At 69.1% G+C, this 18,012-nt stretch carries 19 protein-coding genes; 11 read left to right on the plus strand and 8 right to left on the minus strand.

Going from position 1 to position 18,012, the window contains the following annotated elements; translation table 11 throughout:
* Positions 1-4: 4 nt before the first annotated feature.
* Positions 5-463, plus strand: coding sequence for a flagellar export protein FliJ (gene fliJ, locus ACFIMZ_RS18425; protein WP_431820776.1), 459 nt, complete (start codon positions 5-7; stop codon positions 461-463).
* Positions 464-494: 31 nt separating this feature from the next.
* On the plus strand, positions 495-1,868 hold the full coding sequence (locus tag ACFIMZ_RS18430; protein ID WP_431820777.1) for a flagellar hook-length control protein FliK: 1,374 nt from the start codon (positions 495-497) through the stop codon (positions 1,866-1,868).
* A gap of 17 nt (positions 1,869-1,885) precedes the next feature.
* Here the strand turns inward: ACFIMZ_RS18430 and ACFIMZ_RS18435 are convergent, their stop codons facing one another.
* Positions 1,886-3,523, minus strand: coding sequence for a GMC family oxidoreductase (locus tag ACFIMZ_RS18435; RefSeq protein WP_431820778.1), 1,638 nt, complete (start codon positions 3,521-3,523; stop codon positions 1,886-1,888).
* Positions 3,524-4,206: 683 nt separating this feature from the next.
* Between ACFIMZ_RS18435 and ACFIMZ_RS18440 the strand changes: the two genes are divergently transcribed.
* On the plus strand, positions 4,207-5,625 hold the full coding sequence (locus tag ACFIMZ_RS18440; RefSeq protein ID WP_431820779.1) for a coniferyl aldehyde dehydrogenase: 1,419 nt from the start codon (positions 4,207-4,209) through the stop codon (positions 5,623-5,625).
* A 36-nt stretch (positions 5,626-5,661) separates the two neighbouring features.
* Here the strand turns inward: ACFIMZ_RS18440 and ACFIMZ_RS18445 are convergent, their stop codons facing one another.
* Positions 5,662-6,693, minus strand: a complete 1,032-nt coding sequence (locus ACFIMZ_RS18445) for a serine/threonine protein kinase (RefSeq protein ID WP_431820780.1) — start codon at positions 6,691-6,693, stop codon at positions 5,662-5,664.
* A gap of 49 nt (positions 6,694-6,742) precedes the next feature.
* Positions 6,743-6,955, minus strand: a complete 213-nt coding sequence (locus tag ACFIMZ_RS18450) for a hypothetical protein (RefSeq protein ID WP_029226305.1) — start codon at positions 6,953-6,955, stop codon at positions 6,743-6,745.
* 658 nt (positions 6,956-7,613) lie between these two features.
* Between ACFIMZ_RS18450 and ACFIMZ_RS18455 the strand changes: the two genes are divergently transcribed.
* The gene (locus tag ACFIMZ_RS18455; protein ID WP_431820781.1) at positions 7,614-8,480 is read left to right on the plus strand and encodes a DMT family transporter; all 867 of its coding nucleotides are present in this window, start codon (positions 7,614-7,616) and stop codon (positions 8,478-8,480) included.
* A gap of 296 nt (positions 8,481-8,776) precedes the next feature.
* Entirely contained in the window at positions 8,777-8,962 is a 186-nt protein-coding gene (locus ACFIMZ_RS18460; protein WP_010090370.1) for a hypothetical protein, read from the plus strand.
* Between the two features lie 90 nt (positions 8,963-9,052).
* On the opposite strand, the gene mgrA is transcribed toward ACFIMZ_RS18460, so the two are convergent.
* On the minus strand, positions 9,053-10,096 hold the full coding sequence (gene mgrA, locus ACFIMZ_RS18465) for an L-glyceraldehyde 3-phosphate reductase (protein WP_431820782.1): 1,044 nt from the start codon (positions 10,094-10,096) through the stop codon (positions 9,053-9,055).
* Between the two features lie 183 nt (positions 10,097-10,279).
* On the opposite strand from mgrA, the gene ACFIMZ_RS18470 reads away from it, so the two are divergent.
* Complete coding sequence (locus tag ACFIMZ_RS18470) at positions 10,280-10,486, plus strand: DUF3185 family protein (RefSeq protein ID WP_431820783.1); 207 nt, start codon at positions 10,280-10,282, stop codon at positions 10,484-10,486.
* 57 nt (positions 10,487-10,543) lie between these two features.
* On the opposite strand, the gene ACFIMZ_RS18475 is transcribed toward ACFIMZ_RS18470, so the two are convergent.
* Positions 10,544-11,314 (minus strand): phytanoyl-CoA dioxygenase family protein, encoded by a 771-nt coding sequence (locus ACFIMZ_RS18475; RefSeq protein WP_431820784.1) that lies wholly within the window; start codon positions 11,312-11,314, stop codon positions 10,544-10,546.
* 357 nt (positions 11,315-11,671) lie between these two features.
* On the opposite strand from ACFIMZ_RS18475, the gene ACFIMZ_RS18480 reads away from it, so the two are divergent.
* Positions 11,672-12,013, plus strand: coding sequence for a hypothetical protein (locus ACFIMZ_RS18480; protein ID WP_431820785.1), 342 nt, complete (start codon positions 11,672-11,674; stop codon positions 12,011-12,013).
* 111 nt (positions 12,014-12,124) lie between these two features.
* On the opposite strand, the gene metK is transcribed toward ACFIMZ_RS18480, so the two are convergent.
* Positions 12,125-13,312: a methionine adenosyltransferase gene (gene metK / locus ACFIMZ_RS18485; protein ID WP_431820786.1), complete on the minus strand. Its 1,188-nt coding sequence runs from the start codon at positions 13,310-13,312 to the stop codon at positions 12,125-12,127.
* Between the two features lie 266 nt (positions 13,313-13,578).
* On the opposite strand from metK, the gene ACFIMZ_RS18490 reads away from it, so the two are divergent.
* Complete coding sequence (locus tag ACFIMZ_RS18490) at positions 13,579-14,463, plus strand: lipid A biosynthesis lauroyl acyltransferase (protein ID WP_431820787.1); 885 nt, start codon at positions 13,579-13,581, stop codon at positions 14,461-14,463.
* 21 nt (positions 14,464-14,484) lie between these two features.
* On the opposite strand, the gene ACFIMZ_RS18495 is transcribed toward ACFIMZ_RS18490, so the two are convergent.
* Positions 14,485-14,787 (minus strand): HigA family addiction module antitoxin, encoded by a 303-nt coding sequence (locus tag ACFIMZ_RS18495; protein WP_431820788.1) that lies wholly within the window; start codon positions 14,785-14,787, stop codon positions 14,485-14,487.
* A gap of 14 nt (positions 14,788-14,801) precedes the next feature.
* Complete coding sequence (locus ACFIMZ_RS18500; protein ID WP_431820789.1) at positions 14,802-15,080, minus strand: type II toxin-antitoxin system RelE/ParE family toxin; 279 nt, start codon at positions 15,078-15,080, stop codon at positions 14,802-14,804.
* Positions 15,081-15,427: 347 nt separating this feature from the next.
* Between ACFIMZ_RS18500 and dapF the strand changes: the two genes are divergently transcribed.
* The 3 genes from dapF to xerC are packed head-to-tail and all read left to right on the plus strand — an operon-like array spanning position 15,428 to position 17,983.
* Positions 15,428-16,297 carry a diaminopimelate epimerase gene (dapF, locus tag ACFIMZ_RS18505; protein ID WP_431820790.1) on the plus strand — a complete coding sequence of 290 codons (870 nt, stop codon included), beginning with the start codon at positions 15,428-15,430 and terminating at the stop codon, positions 16,295-16,297.
* 34 nt (positions 16,298-16,331) lie between these two features.
* Complete coding sequence (locus tag ACFIMZ_RS18510; RefSeq protein WP_431820791.1) at positions 16,332-17,054, plus strand: DUF484 family protein; 723 nt, start codon at positions 16,332-16,334, stop codon at positions 17,052-17,054.
* A gap of 8 nt (positions 17,055-17,062) precedes the next feature.
* Complete coding sequence (xerC, locus tag ACFIMZ_RS18515) at positions 17,063-17,983, plus strand: tyrosine recombinase XerC (RefSeq protein WP_431820792.1); 921 nt, start codon at positions 17,063-17,065, stop codon at positions 17,981-17,983.
* The last annotated feature ends 29 nt before the right edge of the window (positions 17,984-18,012 follow it).

Raw genomic sequence — 18,012 nt, forward strand, 5'->3', positions numbered from 1 at the left:
CTAAATGGCACAAGGCTTTCCCCTGCAGATCCTGCTCGACCGCGCCAACGAGGATCTCGACGCGGCGACCCGGCAGCTCGGCGTCGCGCAGCGCGAACGCACCGACGCGGCCAACCAGCTCGACTCGCTGCTGCGCTACCGCGACGAATATCACGCGCGCTTCGCGCAATCCGCACAACACGGGATGCCCGCCGGCAACTGGCGGAATTTCCAGGCCTTCCTCGACACGCTCGACGCGGCGATCACCCAGCAGCGCAACGTGCTGGCCGCCGCCGACGCGCGCATCGACGAAGCCCGCCCCCACTGGCAGCTGAAGAAACGCACCGTCGGCTCGTATGAAATCCTGCAGGCGCGCGGCGTCGCGCAGGAAGCGGTCCGCACCGCGAAGCGCGAACAGCGCGAGGCCGACGAGCATGCCGCGAAGATCCTGCGGATGCGGGCCGACGCGGCAAAGTCGACGTAACCGTCCAACGCAATCGAACGAGAGATACGCCATGCCCTCCCTGTCCCTGCTCGGCGCACTGATCGATACGGCCGGCTCCGCCCTCAAGGCCGGCCGCAAGGCAGCCGCCGCGGATGCATCCGCGGCCGGCAATGCGGCCGGCAATGCGACCGATGCCGCCAGTTCGGCGCTGCCGTTCGCGCAGACGCTGCAGCAAAGCGTCGCGTCGCAGCGCACGTCGTCGGCGCAGGCCGATGCGTCGTCGTCGTCGACGACGACGCCTTCGACGTCATCGAGCTCGCCGTCGACCGTCGCCGGCAACGCGAAGCCGTCCGGCTCGTCCGACGACAAGACCCGCGACGACGCCACCGCGGCCGTCAACCCGGATGCGGCCGCACTCGCCGCCGCGGCCGCCGTGCAGGCGCAATTGCAGGCGCGTCCCGACGCCAAGCCGGTCGCGACCGACGCGCCGTCCGCCGATACGCTGTCGCGCGCCGGCGACGCGGCATCGGCCGCCCTCGCGGCGGCCGCGAACGCGACGAAGGGCGATGCGCAGCCGGCAGTCGCGACCGACGAACCGGCGACGAGCCGCGACATGCTGCATGCCGCGCTCGCGAAGCTCACCGGCGACGCGAACGCCGCTGCGATGCCGGCTGCGGACGCGGCCACGGGTACGGCTGCGCAGCCGGCCCTGTCGACCGCGGCCGCCGTGCCGCTGACGCCGAAAGCCCCGACGTTCGACAAGACGCTGACCGACGCGAAGGGCGCGCTCGCCTCGCAACAGGGGCAGGCCCAGCCGTCGCCCACGCAGCCGGTCCAGGCCGATGCGGTGAAACCCGATGCGGCACATGCGCTCGCAGCGACGCAGGACGCCGCCGCTCCGGCCGGTGCGGCGCTGGCTGCCGCGACGGCCGCCGCGCAAGCGAACGCGCCGGTGGCGGCGGCCGCGAACGGCATCGCCGCCGCGAACGCGCACGTGCTCGCGCCGCACGTCGGCACCGCCGACTGGACGGACGCGTTGAGCCAGAAGGTCGTGTTCCTGTCGAACGCGCACCAGCAGAGCGCCGAGCTGACGCTCAATCCGCCGGATCTCGGTCCGCTGCAGGTCGTGCTGCGGGTCGCGGACAATCACGCGCACGCGCTGTTCGTGTCGCAGCACCCGCAGGTGCGCGACGCGGTCGAAGCCGCGCTGCCGAAGCTGCGTGACGCGATGGAAGCCGGCGGCCTCGGCCTGGGCAGCGCGACCGTCAGCGACGGCGGCTTCGCTTCGCAGCAGCAGAACCCGCAGCAGTCGTTCGCCGGCGGGCAAGCGGCGCGACGCGGCGGCGGCGCACCGTCAGGCGCCGATGCGACGCTCGACGCCGCGCAACCCGCGGCGACGGTCGCGACCGCAAGCCGCGTCGGCCTCGTCGATACGTTTGCCTGAGCATCCGCGCGCGCCGCTCAGCGGCCGTGCAGCGCCGCCGCAGCCGCGCGCGGCGCACCCGCCCGGCGCGCGGCGACGATGAAGTCCGCCGCGCGCTCGCCGATCATCACCGACGGCGCATTCGTATTCCCGCCGATCAGCGTCGGCATCACCGACGCATCCACCACCCGCAGCCCTTCGACGCCGCGCACGCGCAGCTCCGGATCGACGACCGCGCGCGCGTCCGTGCCCATCCGGCAGGTGCCGACCGGGTGATAGATCGTGTCGGCATGCTGAACGATCGTCGCGCGCAGTTCGGCTTCCGTCTGGTCCGGCCGCGTGTACAGCTCGCGCCCGCCCTGCGACGCGAGCGGCGCCTGCGACAGGATCCGGCGCATCGCCTGCGCGCCGCGCACCAGCAGGTCGAGATCACGCGCATCGCTGAAGAAGCGCGGATCGATCAGCGGCGCATCGCGCGCGTCGCCGCTCGCGAGCGTCACCGTGCCGCGGCTGAACGGCCGCATCGCGCACACGTGCAGCGAATAGCCGAAGCCCCAGTGCATCTTGCGGTTGTGATCGTCGACGAGCGCCGTGCAGAAATGCAGCTGCAGGTCGGGCCGCTCGAGCGACGGATCGCTCTTGATGAAGCCGCCCGCCTCCGCGACGTTGCTCGTCATCATCCCGGTACGGCTCGAGAAGTAGCGCGCGAGCGCGGGCGTCATCTTCGCGAGCCCGCGCACGCACACGCCGACCAGTTCCGACGAATTCACGCGCGTGTTGATGATGAAGTCGATGTGGTCGATCAGGTTCGCGCCGACGTCCGGCGCATCCTGCACGACCGCGATGCCGTGCCGGCGCAGCTGGTCGGCCGGGCCGATGCCAGAGCACATCAGCAGTTGCGGCGAGTTGAACGCGCCGGCCGACAGGATCACTTCCGCGCGCGCGCCGAGCGTCTCCACGCGCCCGTTGCGCGCGATCGTGACGCCGACCGCGCGCTTGCCGTCGAAGCCGACGCGCAGCACCGTCGCATCGGTCATCACATGCAGGTTCGGACGGTTGCGGCCGTAGACGTACGCACGCGCGACGCTGCAGCGCGAGCCGTCGCGATGCGTGACCTGGTAGAAGCCGACGCCTTCCTGCGTGGCCCCGTTGAAATCGTCGTTGAGCGGATAGCCGGCCGCGTGCGCGGCCTGGATGAATCGTTCGGAGAACGGATTGCGAAAGCGCAGATCCGACACCGTGAGCGGGCCGTCCGCGCCGTGCCATGCATTCGCGCCGCGCTGGTTGCCTTCCGCGCGCCGGAAATACGGCAGCACGTCCTGCCAGCCCCAGCCCGTCGCGCCGAGCTGCGCCCATTCGTCGTAGTCGAGCGGATGGCCGCGCGTGTAGATCATCGCGTTGATCGCGCTCGAGCCGCCCATCCCGCGCCCGCGCGGCTGGTAGCCGCGGCGCCCGCCGAGGCCCGGCTGCGGCACGGTCTCGTAGCCGTAGTTGGTGCCGAGCTTGAACGGCACGAGCGCCGCGATGCCGACCGGCATGTTGACGAGCAGGTTGCGCTCGGTGTGCGCGCCCGCTTCGATCAGCGCGATCGTCGCATCGGGGCATGCGTCGGCGAGCCGGCCCGCGAGGCTCGCGCCGCCTGAACCTGCCCCGACAATGAGGTAGTCGTATTGCATGCACGTCTCCTTCGTGTCACGAATGGCGCCCGGCGCGGCCGTGCGGTCCGGGTCTTGTAGTGTTCGGGCATTGTAGGAATCGCCGCCGCGCACGCGGCGCGCGGATTCAAGAGCGATTCCTCTAAACGCGCGCGTGAACTAAATTTAAGATTAGTGGATGCTTGGCGCGACGCACCGGGCCGCCAGAAGCCGATCTGTCGCGAAATGGGAGTGACCGTCATGCAGCGACACGTTCCGCAGGCCGTGCGCCGACCGGGTGCTCCGGCCGCGCCGCCGCTGCCCGGCATTTCGTTTCAAACGACGCCCGGTGCGCGCGACTGCGCCGCGATGCGGACGACGCGTGACGATCGAACGGCGCGGGTCGCGCCGGCGTGTTTGGAACGCGCATCGTCGGCATCGTTCGGCAGGCTGCCGAAGCCGGCGGCGACGGTCTCGCGATGCATCGCGCCGGCGCGTGCGGCGACGCCGCACGCGGCGGTTCGTGCGTCCGTTTCGCGCGCTGCAACGCAGCGCAAACAGGCAGCGCGCATCGCCGGCAGCAGCATGTCGATGCGCACCGACCGTCGCGCGGATGCGACGCTCGCAGCAACGCCCCCACCCCGATCCGCTACGCCGCACGCGTCAAGCGGGCGCCTGCGGCCCGACTGCCGGCCGACGCGCCACGCCCAACCGGAGGAGACGACATGAAGAACGACCTGCCCGAATTCGCCGCACTGACGTCCCTGCTGCACGGCCAGCGCGCCGCCTACCTGCGCGCGCCGTATCCCGACTGGGAGACCCGCGCGAAGCATCTGCGCACGCTGCGCACGATGCTGATCGATCATGCCGACGCGCTCGCCGACGCGATCAGCGCGGACTTCGGCCATCGCGCGAAGCAGGAGGTGCTGCTGTCGGAAATCTGGATGGCGAAGGAAGAGATCGACGAGGCGCTGAAGCACGGCAAGCGCTGGATGAAGCCGATCCGCAAGCCGATGAACAAGTGGCTGCGGCCCGCGCGCGCGAAGGTGATTCCGCAGCCGCTCGGCGTGGTGGGGATCGTCGTGCCGTGGAACTACCCGGTGCTGCTCGCGGTGGGCCCGCTGATCTGCGCGCTCGCGGCCGGCAACCGCGCGATCGTCAAGATGTCCGAACTGACGCCGCGCACCTCGGCGCTGTTCGAGCAGTTGATCGCGAAGTGCTTCTCGCGCGACCACGTCGCGGTCGTGAACGGCGACGCGGAAATCGGCGCCGCATTCAGCGCGCTGCCGTTCGACCACCTGCTGTTCACCGGCTCGACGCAGGTCGGCCGGCACGTGATGCGCGCGGCGGCCGAGAACCTCACGCCCGTCACGCTCGAGCTCGGCGGCAAGTCGCCGGCGATCGTCGGGCCGAACGCGCGCTTCGACGCGGCCGTCGACGCGATCGTCGCGGGCAAGACGCTGAACGCCGGCCAGACCTGCATCGCGCCCGACTACGTGCTGCTGCCGCGCGGGATGGAAGCCGCGTTCATCGAGCGCGCGCGCACGCGGCTCGCGACGATGTATCCGGATTTCTCGCGCAACGCCGATTACACGACGATCGTGTCGGACCGCCATTTCGCGCGGCTGCAGCAGCTCGCGAACGACGCGCAGGCGGCCGGCGCGCAACTGCACCCGCTTGCGGACGCGACGTCCGATCCGGCGTCGCGCCGCTTCGTGCCGTGCGCGCTCACGCAGGTGCCGGCCGCGTCGCAACTGATGCAGGAGGAGATCTTCGGCCCGCTGCTGCCGCTCGTGCCGTACGAACGGCTCGACGAGGCAATCGCCTACGTGAACGCGCGGCCTCGGCCGCTCGCGCTCTACCTGTTCGACGACGACGGTGGCACGGTCGACCGCGTGATGTGCGAAACGATCTCGGGCGGCGTCTCGGTCAACGAAACGCTGATGCACATCGCGTGCGGCAGCCTGCCGTTCGGCGGCGTCGGTGCAAGCGGGATGGGCGCGTATCACGGCTACGACGGCTTCGTGACGTTCTCGAAGATGAAGCCGGTGCTGACGCAGGCGCGCCTGAACGCGCGCAACCTGCTCGCGCCGCCCTACGGCACGCGCTTCGCCGCGCTGATCAAGCTGATGCTGAAGTTCTGAGCGACGCGGGCCGCGCGAGCGCGCCCGTGACGTCCGTCACACGGGCCAGAGCGGCCCTTCCTGCATCGCGCCGATCTGCTCGCGCAGTTCGAGCACGCGTGCTTCCCAGTAACGATGCGTGTTGAACCACGGAAACGCGGCCGGAAACGCCGGATCGTCCCAGCGCCGCGCGAGCCACGCGGCGTAGTGGATCAGGCGCAGCGTGCGCAGCGCCTCGACCAGATGCAGCTCGCGCGGCTCGAATTCGCAGAAGTCCTCGTAGCCGGCGAGCAAATCGGCGAGCGCGCGCGACGCGCCCGCGCGGTCGCCGGGCAGCAGCAGCCACAGGTCCTGGATCGCGGGCGCCATCCGGCTGTCGTCGAAGTCGACGAAGTGCGGCCCCGCGTCGGTCCACAGCACGTTGCTCGGATGGCAGTCGCCGTGCGTGCGCAGCAGGCGGAGTTCGCCCGCGCGCTCGAATGCCGCCTCGACGCCTTCGAGCGCGAGCGTGACCGCCGTCTCGTAGGCCGGCCGCACGTCATCCGGAATGAAATCGTGCGCGAGCAGATAGTCGCGTGGCTCGTAGCCGAATGTGCGGATGTCGAGCGTGGGACGCGCGACGTACGGCCGGGTCGCGCCGACCGCGTGGATGCGGCCGATGAAGCGGCCGAGCCATTCGAGCGTATCGGCGCGGTCGAGATCGGGCGCGCGGCCGCCGCGCCGCTCGAAGATCGAGAAACGGAAGCCGTCGAACGCATGCAGCGTGCGGCCGTCGAACACGCGCGCCGGCACCGCCGGAATCTCGCGCGCGGCGAGCTCGGCGACGAATGCGTGTTCCTCGAGGATCGCGTCGTCCGACCAGCGCGCCGGGCGATAGAACTTCGCGACGATCGGCGGGCCGTCTTCGATGCCGGCCTGATAGACGCGGTTTTCGTAACTGTTGAGGGCGAGCAGGCGCCCGTCGGTGCGCAGGCCGGCCGGCATCAGCACGCTGTCGAGCGCGTCGAGCACGCACTCGGGCGTGAGGCCGGCAAACGGTGGCCCGGACGGGACGGGGGAGGCGGAAGTGACTTCGTTCATGCCCCGCATTGTGCCGCCAGCCGGGCCGAAAGACGAGCGTTCGGTGCGGCGTGCCCGCTCAATGAACGGCCGCGCCGGCCGGCAGCACGGATTCGCCGGTGTCGATCAGGTCCTCGAGAAAGAACGGCTCGGTGTTGAGTTCCTTCGACTCGCCCGGCACGCCCGCGTACCAGGTCACCATCGCCATGTCGCCCAGGATGCGCTGGACGATGCCGCGCGCGCCCTTCGGCACCGCGATATGGGTAGTGCAGACAATCGACCCGACATGCATGATGTTTCCCCACTCGTTCTTGAATCTTGAGATCCGGCCAACCTGCGCGGCCGGCAAATGCACGACACGCGCCGCCGCTTCGATGGCGGCCGCGCGTATCCCATTGTTCACGGTTTATCGAAGCGCGAAAAGCGGAAGAGGCGGGCAAAGCGCCGCGATTTCGTCGCATGTCTCCAATCAACCACTGCGCCGCCCCGCGCGCTTGCACGGGCGACACCCCCATCATACCCTGTCGAGTGTGACCGTCCGGCGATCCGGCGCCCGGCGCTCCGGCGGCCGCTTCCGGGGCTCGCACGGCGGGCCGGGCGGCGCGTGACGCCCGCGCACCGATTGCCACGCAGGCCGTTGTTGCAGTACCTTTGACGTTCATTCGCTTTCCAGCGCATTTCGCCCACGATGCATTCGCAACCGTCCGCCCTTCCGATTTCACGGCCGCCGCTCGACGCGCGGCCGCGGGCGTGCGCGCATCCTGCGGCGCCTCCCCCCCCTGTCGCACCGCCGCTCGTCGTCGCGGCGCCGCCTCCTCCGGCGGCGTTCGCCGGCTGACCGCCGGCGGCGTTCCGTCTTCCATTCGCCTGCCCGCCGTTCGTGCGTCGTGACGCACGGCGCGGCGCACGTGCGCATGGAACGTTCTCATCCGTTCGACAGGTGGATTCACATGGTTTCGTTCAAACGCGCGCTCGCCGCGCATGGGGCGACGTCGCTCTTCGTCCTGCTCTGGAGCAGCGGCGCGATCTTCGCCGAACTCGGTCTGCGGCACGCGTCCGCATTCGTCTTCCTCGCCGCGCGCTTCGCGCTCGCGTCGCTCGTGCTGCTCGCGTTGTCCGCCGCGCGCGGACGCTGGCTGCCCGCGCCCGGCGAGCGGCGCATCGCGGCCGTGACCGGGGTGCTGCTGATGGGCGGCTACTCGATCTTCTATCTGCTCGCGCTCGAACGCGGGATCGCGCCCGGCGTGCTCGCGACGATCCTCGGCGTGCAGCCGGTCCTCACGCTCGCGTGGGTCGAACGGCGCTGGCAAGCCACGCGCATCGCAGGGCTCGCGCTTGCGCTGGCCGGGCTTGCGCTCGTGGTCTGTCGCGGCGTCGGCGGCGCCGACGTGCCGGTCGCGGGGATCGCCTGCGCGCTCACCGCGCTCGTCGCGCTGACCGTCGGCGCGCTGCTGCAAAAGCGCGTGCGCTCGGCGCCCGCCGACGTGCTGCCGCTGCAGAACGCAATCGGGCTCGCACTGTGCGCGGCGATCGTGCCGTTCCGGCCGATCGCATTCGACGCGACCTGGGCGTTCGTCGTGCCGCTCGTGTGGCTCGGCATCGTGATCTCGGTGGTCGCGCAGCTGCTGTTCTATCGGCTGATGCAGCGCGGCGATCTCGTCAACGTGACGAGCCTGTTCTATCTCGTGCCGGTCGTCACCGCGCTGATGGATGCCGTCTGGCTCGGCAATCGCCCCGAGCCGCTCGCGCTGGCCGGGATGGGTGCAATCATTGCGGGGCTCGTGCTCGTGTTCCGTTCGCCTGCACGTCGCGCGTGACCTGACCGGCCGCCCGCCGGCGACGGCGGGTGACCCCGCTCATTCGAACGGCATGCAAACCCGCGAAAACAGAAAGGAAACGGAAAGAAACCCGCAAGACGGCCGTCCAATTCGCGTTCGAACCGGTGTTTTCTTGAGATTTCTGGTGCTTTTTTAATGGTTCGGATAGCGAAAAGCGTGCGGCGTTTCCTATACTCGTACTGACCACCCCTTTCTCAATCGGGTCAGAGCAAAACGAGACTGCCCAGGCATGGGTCCGGAGCAAGTGCAGCTCCGGTCGACAAGGAGACACGCATATGACCACCTACTTCACGATTGGTGACTTCATCCTGCTGATCCCGATGGCGCTCGCCGGCGCGCTCTTCCTCGGCGCGGTGCCGTGCGCAACCAACTTCCGTCACAACCTGCTGCGCGTGCTGGGCGCGATGCTCGGCGTCGGCGTCGCGGTGCTGCTGGTCGAAGGGCTGCCTGCTCTGATCTAGCGGCGCTGCGTATGCGCCGCTCCGCCGCGCCGGCGGAACGGACTGTCGACCCGATGCGGCGGCTGCGTCGCGCGCCGCATCGCATACCGGTCAGATCGCCTGATCGGTGGACGGCTTTTCCCACAGATTGACGCCGCCTTCCGTCGCGTAGCGATCGATCTCCGCGAGTTCCTCTGCCGAGAACGCGAGGTTCTTCAGTGCTCCGACGTTTTCCCGCACCTGTTCCGCGCGGCTTGCGCCGATCAGCGCGGACGTCACGCGCCCGTTGCGCAGCACCCACGCGAGCGCCATCTGAGCAAGGCTTTGCCCGCGCCGTTCGGCGATCGCATTCAGCTTGCGCACGTGCTCGAGGTTGTCCGCGCTCAGGTGGTCCTCCTTCAGCGAGCCGCCGCCCGGCCGGTTGACGCGCGCGTCGGCCGGCACGCCGTTCAGGTATTTCGACGTCAGCAGCCCCTGCGCGAGCGGCGTAAACGCGATGCTGCCCGTGCCGATCTCGTCGAGCGTGTCGAGCAGCTCGTGCTCGACCCAGCGGTTCAGCAGGTTGTAGGCCGGCTGATGGATCAGCAGCGGCACCTTGTACTGCGCGAGCAGCGCGGCCATCTCGCGCGTCTTCGCCCCCGAATACGACGAAATGCCGATGTACAGCGCCTTGCCCTGCTGCACCGCGGACGCGAGCGCGCCGGCCGTTTCCTCGAGCGGCGTATGCGCGTCGAAGCGGTGCGAATAGAAGATGTCGACGTAGTCGAGCCCCATCCGCGCGAGGCTCTGGTCGAGGCTCGCGAGCACGTACTTGCGCGAGCCGCCGCCGCTGCCGTACGGCCCCGGCCACATGTCCCAGCCGGCCTTCGTCGAGATCAGCAGTTCGTCGCGATATGGCCGGAAATCCTCCTTCAGGAGCCGCCCGAAGTTGATTTCGGCGCTGCCGTACGGCGGCCCGTAGTTGTTCGCGAGGTCGAAGTGGTTGATGCCGAGATCGAACGCAGTGCGCAGGATCTCGCGTTGCGTCGCGATCGGCGTCGCATCGCCGAAGTTGTGCCACAGGCCAAGCGACAGGGCGGGCAGTTTGAGCCCGGAGTGGCCGCACGTGCGGTATTGCATGTCGGCATAACGTTCGGAAGCTGCTTCGTAGGCCATGAGTAATCCCGTCAGGACGTCGGAGGGCGGACGCGCGCCGGCACCGCGCGAGGCGCGCCGGCGGCGAAGGAAACGTACGACGGACATGGTAGCGAACGCGGCCGATGCGCGCACGGCGATGGACGCGGCCGCGGCGCTCGCCTACACTGCGGCGTCTCGAATCACCGTTTCAGCGAGGTTTGTATGCCCCGGGTCATCTCGGTTGCGCTGCTTGTCGGCGGCGTCGTGCTGCTGTATTTCGGCGGGCAGTCGTTCCACTCGATCAACGACAACGTATCGCGCTTCTTCACCGGTTCGCCGGCGACGAAGACGATCCTGCTGATCGCGGGCGGCGCCGTCGCGTCGCTGATCGGCCTGATCGGCCTCGCGACGCCGGGCGGCAAGCGCTGACGCATTCGCCGCGGCGACGAACCACCCAACGCAGCGGCCGCACGGCCGGCGCTGCGCCTAGAAGCGCACTTCCGGCTTCGCCGCCGAACGCGTGCCCGGAATCGGCCGGTTGCTCTCGCCGTGATAGGTGAACACGAGCGAGAACTTGACCTGATCCGAGCGGTTCTGCCCCGCCGAATGCAGCGTGTTGCAGTGAAAGAACACGACGTCGCCGGCGTTGAGCGGCGGACACACGGCCGCGTCGATCAGCTTCCGGTTCTCCGGCAGGTCGCTGCGGAAGAACTTCGCGTCGTCGAACGCTTGCCCGCCGAATTCGGCGGTATGCGAGCCCGGCACCAGCCACAGCGCGCCGTTCTCGTTCGTTTCCGTCCCCAGCGCCAGCCAGACCGACACCATGTCCGCGCGTTCGAACGACCAGTAGCGGAAATCGCGGTGCCAGCCGGTGAGGCTGCCGTACGCGGGATGCTTCGTCATCATGCAGTTGTGATGCGCGCGCGACAGCACGGGCTGCTCGCCGAAATACTCCCGCATCCACGCGCCGATCTCCGGCGCGATCGCGCGCTCGGCGAACGCCGGATCGCGCGTGTACGCATCGAGCAGCCGCCGCACCGTGTGGCCGCCGGGCGCATGCTTCGACTCGGGCGCGCCCGGATAGCGCAGGTCGGCCTCGAACTCGATCGGCTGCGCGGCTTCCTGCAACTGGCGCTCGGCGACGCGCTTCAGCGCCGCGCATTGCTCGGCGCTCACGAGCCCGCGGGCGACGACGAAGCCTTGCTCGCGCAGTTCCGCCACCTGCGCGCGAATCGAATCCGACTGCAAAGAAGACATGGGACGCTCGAAATATTTCTTGTGAATGTTTCGATTGTAAAACGGCGCCGGATGACGTGTGCAGCACCATTGTCGTGCGCAGGGAATTGCCGTTCGGCAATTTGATCCAGAGCAAGGGAACTGTGCGCGTCCGCGGTGGCCTCAGCGACAGGCGGTATGTAATGCAGGCCTTGCGGCACAAGGGTTATCCGCGACTTTTGCCCGTCATGAATCCCCTGTAGCCTGACGCGGCCTGTCAGTTCTGGCGGGCGCGGCGCGCAGCCGCTTCGGATACGATGCGCTGCGCCATCCGAGGCCGTTACATACCAGTGCGTTCGTCAAGGGCGCCATCCATTCGAGCAAAGCATCACAATCTACATGCCATTCCGTCTGACTTCCCGTCTCAGCCGCGCTGCGAAGCACGTCGTGCCCTCCGTTCCCCTTCGCCCGCTGCGCCATCACCGCGCGCGTGCGCAGGCGCTCGCCGTGCGCACGCAACAGCCCGCGCGGCTCGACGGCATCCGCGCGTGGTTCCACGCGTTCTTCTCGCTGATGAGCGCGCAGGCGCTCGCGCGCCGCACCGGGCTGCGCTCGCTGCTGCAGAAGCCGTCGTCGCTGCGCGCACTCGCGCTGCGCCGCGCCGGCGGCCCGCAGCGCCGGGTCAACCGTCCGCGCCGCCTGGCCGCCAGCACCGGCTGGTTCGCGTTCGCGGCACGCTGATCGCAGCGCGGCAAACCGTCGCACGCAAACGTCGCCGCGCCCGCGCGCCGCGACGGCAGCAATAAAAAAACCCCGGCATGGCCGGGGTTTTTCGTTTGGAGCGGCGAACGCTTACGCGACGCGCACCGCCGGCTCGACGCCGGCCGCTTCCGCGAGCGCGAGCGCCTTGTCGGTCGCTTCCCACGAGAATTCCGGCTCTTCGCGGCCGAAGTGGCCGTAGGCGGCGGTCTTCTCGTAGATCGGGCGCAGCAGGTCGAGCATCTTGATGATGCCCTTCGGACGCAGGTCGAAGTGCTCGCGCACGAGCTTCGTGATCGTCGCATCCGACACGCGGCCCGTGCCGAACGTGTTGACCATCACCGAGGTCGGCTCGGCGACGCCGATCGCGTACGACACCTGGATCAGCGCGCGCGACGCGAGGCCGGCCGCGACGATGTTCTTCGCGACGTAGCGGCCAGCGTAGGCAGCCGAACGGTCGACCTTCGACGGATCCTTGCCCGAGAACGCGCCGCCGCCGTGCGGCGCAGCACCGCCGTACGTGTCGACGATGATCTTGCGGCCCGTCAGGCCGCAGTCGCCCTGCGGGCCGCCGATCACGAACCGGCCGGTCGGGTTCACGAGGAACTTGATGTCGCCCTTGATCAGGTCGGCCGGCAGCGTCGGCTTGATGATTTCCTCGATCACGGCCTCGCGCAGCGCGGGCAGGTCGATGTCCGGCGCGTGCTGGGTCGACAGCACGACGGTATCGATCGAATCCGGCTTGCCGTCGACATAGCGAACCGTCACCTGCGACTTCGCGTCCGGGCGCAGCCACGACAGGCGGCCGTCACGGCGCAGGCTCGCCTGGCGCTCGACGAGGCGGTGCGACAGGTAGATCGGCAGCGGCATCAGTTCCGGCGTTTCGTCGCACGCGTAACCGAACATCAGGCCCTGGTCGCCCGCGCCCTGGTCGAGGTTGTCGTCGTGCGCGCGGTCGACACCCTGCGCGATGTCCGGCGACTGCTTGTCGTACGCGACGAGCACCGCGCAGCCCTTGTAGTCGATGCCGTAGTCGGTGTTGTCGTAGCCGATGCGCTTGATCGTGTCGCGCGCGATCTGGATGTAATCGATGTTGGCCGTCGTGGTGATTTCACCGGCCAGGACGACAAGACCCGTGTTGCACAGCGTTTCGGCCGCAACGCGCGAGTATTTGTCTTGAGCGAGGATGGCGTCGAGAATCGCATCCGAGATTTGGTCCGCGACCTTGTCCGGATGGCCTTCGGAGACGGATTCGGACGTAAAGAGATAATCGTTTGCCACTTTTTGAGGCTCCTTGTGTGGTTACGGTTGGCTTCACGTAGCCATCTTCTAGCAGCCCGAAGTGGCGACGCTTTAGCGGATTACCAGTACCGGGCAGCGCGCTTCGCGCCAGCCGGCTTCGCCCCGCAAGTTGTCAGTTAACTCGGCGAAGCCCGTATTATAGCGGCTTTCCAGAATTGTCACAGAGCGTTGCCCGTGCCGCATGTTCCGCTGTCCTTCAACCCTGTTCCCAATGTGCCGGCCCGCCGGAATCACGGAGGTTTCGCATGCTAGGCCGCCTCTGCACGCATCTCGCCATCGGCTTCCTGAAGTTGCTCGCGCTGCTGCCGTACGGCTTGACCGCGCGGCTCGGCGACGGCCTCGGCTGGCTGCTCTACCAGATTCCCAGCCGGCGAAAGCGCATCGTACACACCAATCTGACCCTCTGCTTTCCTGACTGGAGCGACGCGCGCCGCGAGGCAGTCGCCGGGCAGCACTTCCGCCACGCGATCCGCAGCTACGTGGAGCGCAGCGTCCAGTGGTTCGGCTCCGCGAAAAAGCTCGAGAAGCTGATCCAGGTCGACAGCGCGATCGATCTCACCGATCCGGACCTGCCGCCGACGCTGTTCCTCGGCCTGCACTTCGTCGGCATCGAGGCCGGCTCGATCTGGCTCAACCGTTCGCTGCAGCGCCGCTGCGGGTCGCTGTACCAGCCGTTCACGAACCCGGTGCTCGAGGAAGCGGCGAAAGAGGCGCGCGGCCGCTTCGACGCCGAGATGGTCGGCCGCGCGGACAGCGCACGCGTCGTGCTGCGCTGGCTGCGCGACCGCAAGCCGGTGATGCTCGGCGCCGACATGGATTACGGGCTGCGCAATTCGACGTTCGTGCCGTTCTTCGGCGTGCCCGCGTGCACGCTGACGGCAGTCGGCCGGCTCGCGCAGACGGGCCGCGCGCAGGTGGTGCCGTTCATCGGCGAGGTGCTGCCGAACTACCAGGGCTACCGGCTGAAGGTATTCAAGCCGTGGGCCCAGTATCCGACCGGCGACGACGATCTCGACGCGCGCAGGATGAACGAATTCCTCGAAGAGCAGATTCCGCTGATGCCCGAGCAGTACTACTGGGTCCACAAGCGCTTCAAGACCCGCCCGCCCGGCGAGCCGGGCCTGTACTGATCCGGCTCGCACGCCCGGCCGTCACGCCCGCGCGTGCGCCCGCACGACCTTCGGCATGCCTTTCGCGCGCGCCTGCCAGAGGTCGTAAGCGGCCTGCTGGGCCAGCCAGAGATCCGCGCGCCCGCCGTTCTCCACGCCGAGCCACCCTTCGATGCGCAGCGCCATTTCCGGCGAAATGCCCGCGTGACCGTTCAGCACGCGGGACAGCGCCGCGCGCGTCACGCCGAGCTGGGCCGCGGCCTCGGTAACGGTCAGGCCAAGCGCCGGAAGCACATCCTCCCGCAGCGCCTCGCCCGGATGCGGCGGATTGAAAATGCGTGTCATGCCTTTGAGCGACCTCAGTGGTAGTCCTGGTAATCGACCAGGACGGCGTCCGGCCCGTCGAACCTGAAGGTCAACCGCCAGTTGCCGTTGACGCTGACCGCGTAGTGGCCGACGAGCGAACCCTCGAGCCGGTGGAACCGCCATCCCGGCACGTTCATGTCCAGCGGCGCGCTCGCCAGATCGAGCCGGGCAAGCTGCCGCCCCAGTCTGGGCGCATGATCGGGCCGGATGCCCGCCTTGCTCCCGCCGAGAAAAAACGCTTCCAGCCCCTTGTGTTGCCATGACTTGATCATGGACCTCCTACACTCGAGTCGCGATGGCCGCCGGCCTCGCCTGTATAGCGTATAGCCACACTATACGCATCGTCTGCCTGACATGTCAAACGCGCCGGGATCGATGACCCCTTCGCCGCACGCACCAGCACGCCATGCCCAGCCAGCCTAAAACCGCCGCCCCTCCTCCAACAAGACGGCCAATCGGCCATCACGACACGCGCCGTGCCCCGACCGCACGGGACGGCCATGACGGCTGCATGTATCATTCGCGCTTGAGATCAGCGTGACGCAAACGGCCTTCCGGCACCGCGCCGCGACGAGCCTGCCGCGCTGAGCACCCTGTTTGCAATGGAATCCCGGGACCCGTGAAGCTTTCGTTCACCAAGATGCATGGCGCCGGCAACGACTTCGTCGTGCTCGACGGCTACTCCCGCGCGCTGCCGCCGCTCACCGAAGCGCAGGTGCGCGCACTCGCCAACCGCCACTTCGGCGTCGGCGCCGACCAGCTGCTGCTCGTCGAGAAGCCGACCGTCGACGGCGCGGACTTCAAGTACCGGATCTTCAACTGCGACGGCGGCGAGGTCGAACACTGCGGCAACGGCGCGCGCTGCTTCGTCAAGTTCGTGCTCGACAAGCGCCTGACCGGCAAGCGCAGCGTGCGCGTCGAAGTGATGAAGGGCCTGATCACGCTGACGATGCAGGAGAACGGCGAGGTCGTCGTCGACATGGGCGCGCCCGTGTTCGAGCCGGCGCAGGTGCCGTTCGAAGCGTCCGGCCTCGCGGGCCGCGCGGAAGGCCGCGACACGCTCTGGCCGCTCGACGTGGACGGCGCCACGCGCTGGATCTCGACCGTGTCGATGGGCAACCCGCACGCGGTGCAGATCGTCGACGACGCCGAACGCTATCCGGTGCTCGCCGAAGGCCCGCTGATCGAGCGCCACGCGCGCTTTCCGCAGCGGGTCAACGCCGGCTTCATGCAGATCGTGTCGCGCTCGGAAGTGAAGCTGCGCGTCTACGAGCGCGGCGCGGGCGAGACGCTCGCGTGCGGCACCGGCGCATGCGCGGCGGTCGCGGCCGGCATCCGGCGCGGCCTGCTCGATTCGCCCGTGACCGTGCACACCCATGGCGGCACCCTCACGATCAGCTGGGACGGCGCGCGCGACGAAGCCGCGCCGCTGATGATGGCGGGCCCCGCGGCGACTGTCTTCGAAGGCGAGATCGACCTGGCCGCCTGACCCATTCACTGTCCTGATTGAACGCTCCTGTCCCATGAACGATCGCGAAGTCGCCGACTACCTGCTCGCCAATCCCGAATTCTTCGCGCAGCACGCCGAACTGCTCGCCACGATCCGCCTTGCGAACCCGCACGGCAAGGCGGCGATCTCGCTGCAGGAGCGGCAGATGGAGATGCTGCGCGACAAGAACAAGCATCTCGAGCGCAGGCTCGCGGAGCTCGTGCGCTACGGCCACGAAAACGACAGCCTGTCCGCGAAGTTCAGCCGCTGGACCGCGCGCGTGATCGCCGAGCGCGATCCGTACGCGCTGCCGCGCACGATCGCCGACGGCCTCGCCGACGTGTTCGACGTGCCGCAAACCGCGCTGCGCGTGTGGGACGTCGCCGACACCTACGCGCAGGCCGACTTCGCGCGCCAGGTCGGCGAGGAAGTGCGCCTCTTCACGAACGGGCTCGCGACGCCGTACTGCGGCGCGAACACGGGCTTCGAGGCCGCGCAGTGGCTCGCGCCAGTGGTCGCCGCGTCCGCGAACGCGACGGACGGCGGCGACACGGCCCCGGCCGGCGACGGCGCGGCCGCGTCGGTCGCGCTGCTCGCGCTGCGCGCGCCGCAGGCCGGCGCCGCCGCACCCGCGTTCGGGCTGCTGGTGCTCGGCTCGCCGGACCCGCGCCGCTTCCACGAAGGCATGGCCACCGACTTCCTCGCGCAGATCGCGACGCTCGCGAGCGCCGCGCTGACGCGCCTGCTGCCGCACTGATTCCCGCGATGTCCGACGATCCGATCGCCGCCTACCTGTCGAACCTGAAGCACGTCAGGCAGTTGTCGGATCACACGCTGCGCGCGTACACGCACGAGCTCGACGAACTGAAGAAGCTGGCCGCCGGCCGGCCGCTCGAAGCGCTGACCGCCGTCGACATGCGCGGCGCGGTCGCCCGCGCGCACGCGGCCGGGCTGTCCGCGCGCTCGATCTCGCACCGGCTGTCCGCGTGGCGCGCGTTCTACCGCTGGCTCGCGCAGCGCATCGAGATGCCCGCGAACCCGGTCGCCGCGGTGCGCGCGCCGAAGCGCGCGAAGACGCTGCCGAAGGCGCTGTCGGTCGACGACGCGACGGCGCTGATGGACGCGCCGCTGCCCGGCACGACCGAAGGCCTGCGCGACCACGCGATCCTCGAGCTGTTCTACTCGTCCGGCCTGCGCTTGGCCGAGCTGATCGGGCTCGACGTCATGTACACGCAGGCGGACGGCTACCGCTCGGCCGGCTGGCTCGATCTCGCCGAGGCCGAGGTGACCGTGCGCGGCAAGGGCAACAAGGAGCGCAAGGTGCCGGTCGGCCGCAAGGCGATCGACGCGCTGAACTCGTGGCTCGCGGTGCGCGGCGAGTTCGTGAAGCACGATCCGCATCCGCTGTTCCTGTCGGTGCGCGGCAACCGGATGTCGCCCGGCGTGGTGCGCGAGCGCGTGAAGCGCGCGGCGCTCGCCGCGGGCATTCCGGCGCACGTCCATCCGCACGTGCTGCGCCACTCGTTCGCGACGCACGTGCTGCAGTCGAGCGGCGACCTGCGCGCGGTGCAGGAGCTGCTCGGGCACGCGAGCGTCGCCGCCACGCAGGTCTATACGTCGCTCGACTTCCAGCACCTCGCGAAGATTTACGACAGCGCGCATCCGCGCGCGAAGAAGCGCGACTGACCCGCGCTTTCCGTGTTTACCCGCCGCGC

It is taken from the genome of Burkholderia sp. F1, assembly GCF_050813845.1.
GTDB lineage: Bacteria > Pseudomonadota > Gammaproteobacteria > Burkholderiales > Burkholderiaceae > Burkholderia > Burkholderia ubonensis.

Coding starts and splice junctions, on each gene's coding strand:
- ACFIMZ_RS18450 (WP_029226305.1), bottom strand. CDS start 6,955: ATGCATGTCGGGTCGATTGTCTGCACTACCCATATCGCGGTGCCGAAG.
- ACFIMZ_RS18435 (WP_431820778.1), bottom strand. CDS start 3,523: ATGCAATACGACTACCTCATTGTCGGGGCAGGTTCAGGCGGCGCGAGC.
- xerC (WP_431820792.1), top strand. CDS start 17,063: ATGTCCGACGATCCGATCGCCGCCTACCTGTCGAACCTGAAGCACGTC.
- ACFIMZ_RS18430 (WP_431820777.1), top strand. CDS start 495: ATGCCCTCCCTGTCCCTGCTCGGCGCACTGATCGATACGGCCGGCTCC.
- ACFIMZ_RS18470 (WP_431820783.1), top strand. CDS start 10,280: ATGCCCCGGGTCATCTCGGTTGCGCTGCTTGTCGGCGGCGTCGTGCTG.
- ACFIMZ_RS18460 (WP_010090370.1), top strand. CDS start 8,777: ATGACCACCTACTTCACGATTGGTGACTTCATCCTGCTGATCCCGATG.
- mgrA (WP_431820782.1), bottom strand. CDS start 10,096: ATGGCCTACGAAGCAGCTTCCGAACGTTATGCCGACATGCAATACCGC.
- fliJ (WP_431820776.1), top strand. CDS start 5: ATGGCACAAGGCTTTCCCCTGCAGATCCTGCTCGACCGCGCCAACGAG.
- ACFIMZ_RS18510 (WP_431820791.1), top strand. CDS start 16,332: ATGAACGATCGCGAAGTCGCCGACTACCTGCTCGCCAATCCCGAATTC.
- ACFIMZ_RS18495 (WP_431820788.1), bottom strand. CDS start 14,787: ATGACACGCATTTTCAATCCGCCGCATCCGGGCGAGGCGCTGCGGGAG.
- ACFIMZ_RS18500 (WP_431820789.1), bottom strand. CDS start 15,080: ATGATCAAGTCATGGCAACACAAGGGGCTGGAAGCGTTTTTTCTCGGC.
- ACFIMZ_RS18445 (WP_431820780.1), bottom strand. CDS start 6,693: ATGCGGGGCATGAACGAAGTCACTTCCGCCTCCCCCGTCCCGTCCGGG.
- ACFIMZ_RS18480 (WP_431820785.1), top strand. CDS start 11,672: ATGCCATTCCGTCTGACTTCCCGTCTCAGCCGCGCTGCGAAGCACGTC.
- ACFIMZ_RS18490 (WP_431820787.1), top strand. CDS start 13,579: ATGCTAGGCCGCCTCTGCACGCATCTCGCCATCGGCTTCCTGAAGTTG.
- ACFIMZ_RS18440 (WP_431820779.1), top strand. CDS start 4,207: ATGAAGAACGACCTGCCCGAATTCGCCGCACTGACGTCCCTGCTGCAC.
- ACFIMZ_RS18455 (WP_431820781.1), top strand. CDS start 7,614: ATGGTTTCGTTCAAACGCGCGCTCGCCGCGCATGGGGCGACGTCGCTC.
- ACFIMZ_RS18475 (WP_431820784.1), bottom strand. CDS start 11,314: ATGTCTTCTTTGCAGTCGGATTCGATTCGCGCGCAGGTGGCGGAACTG.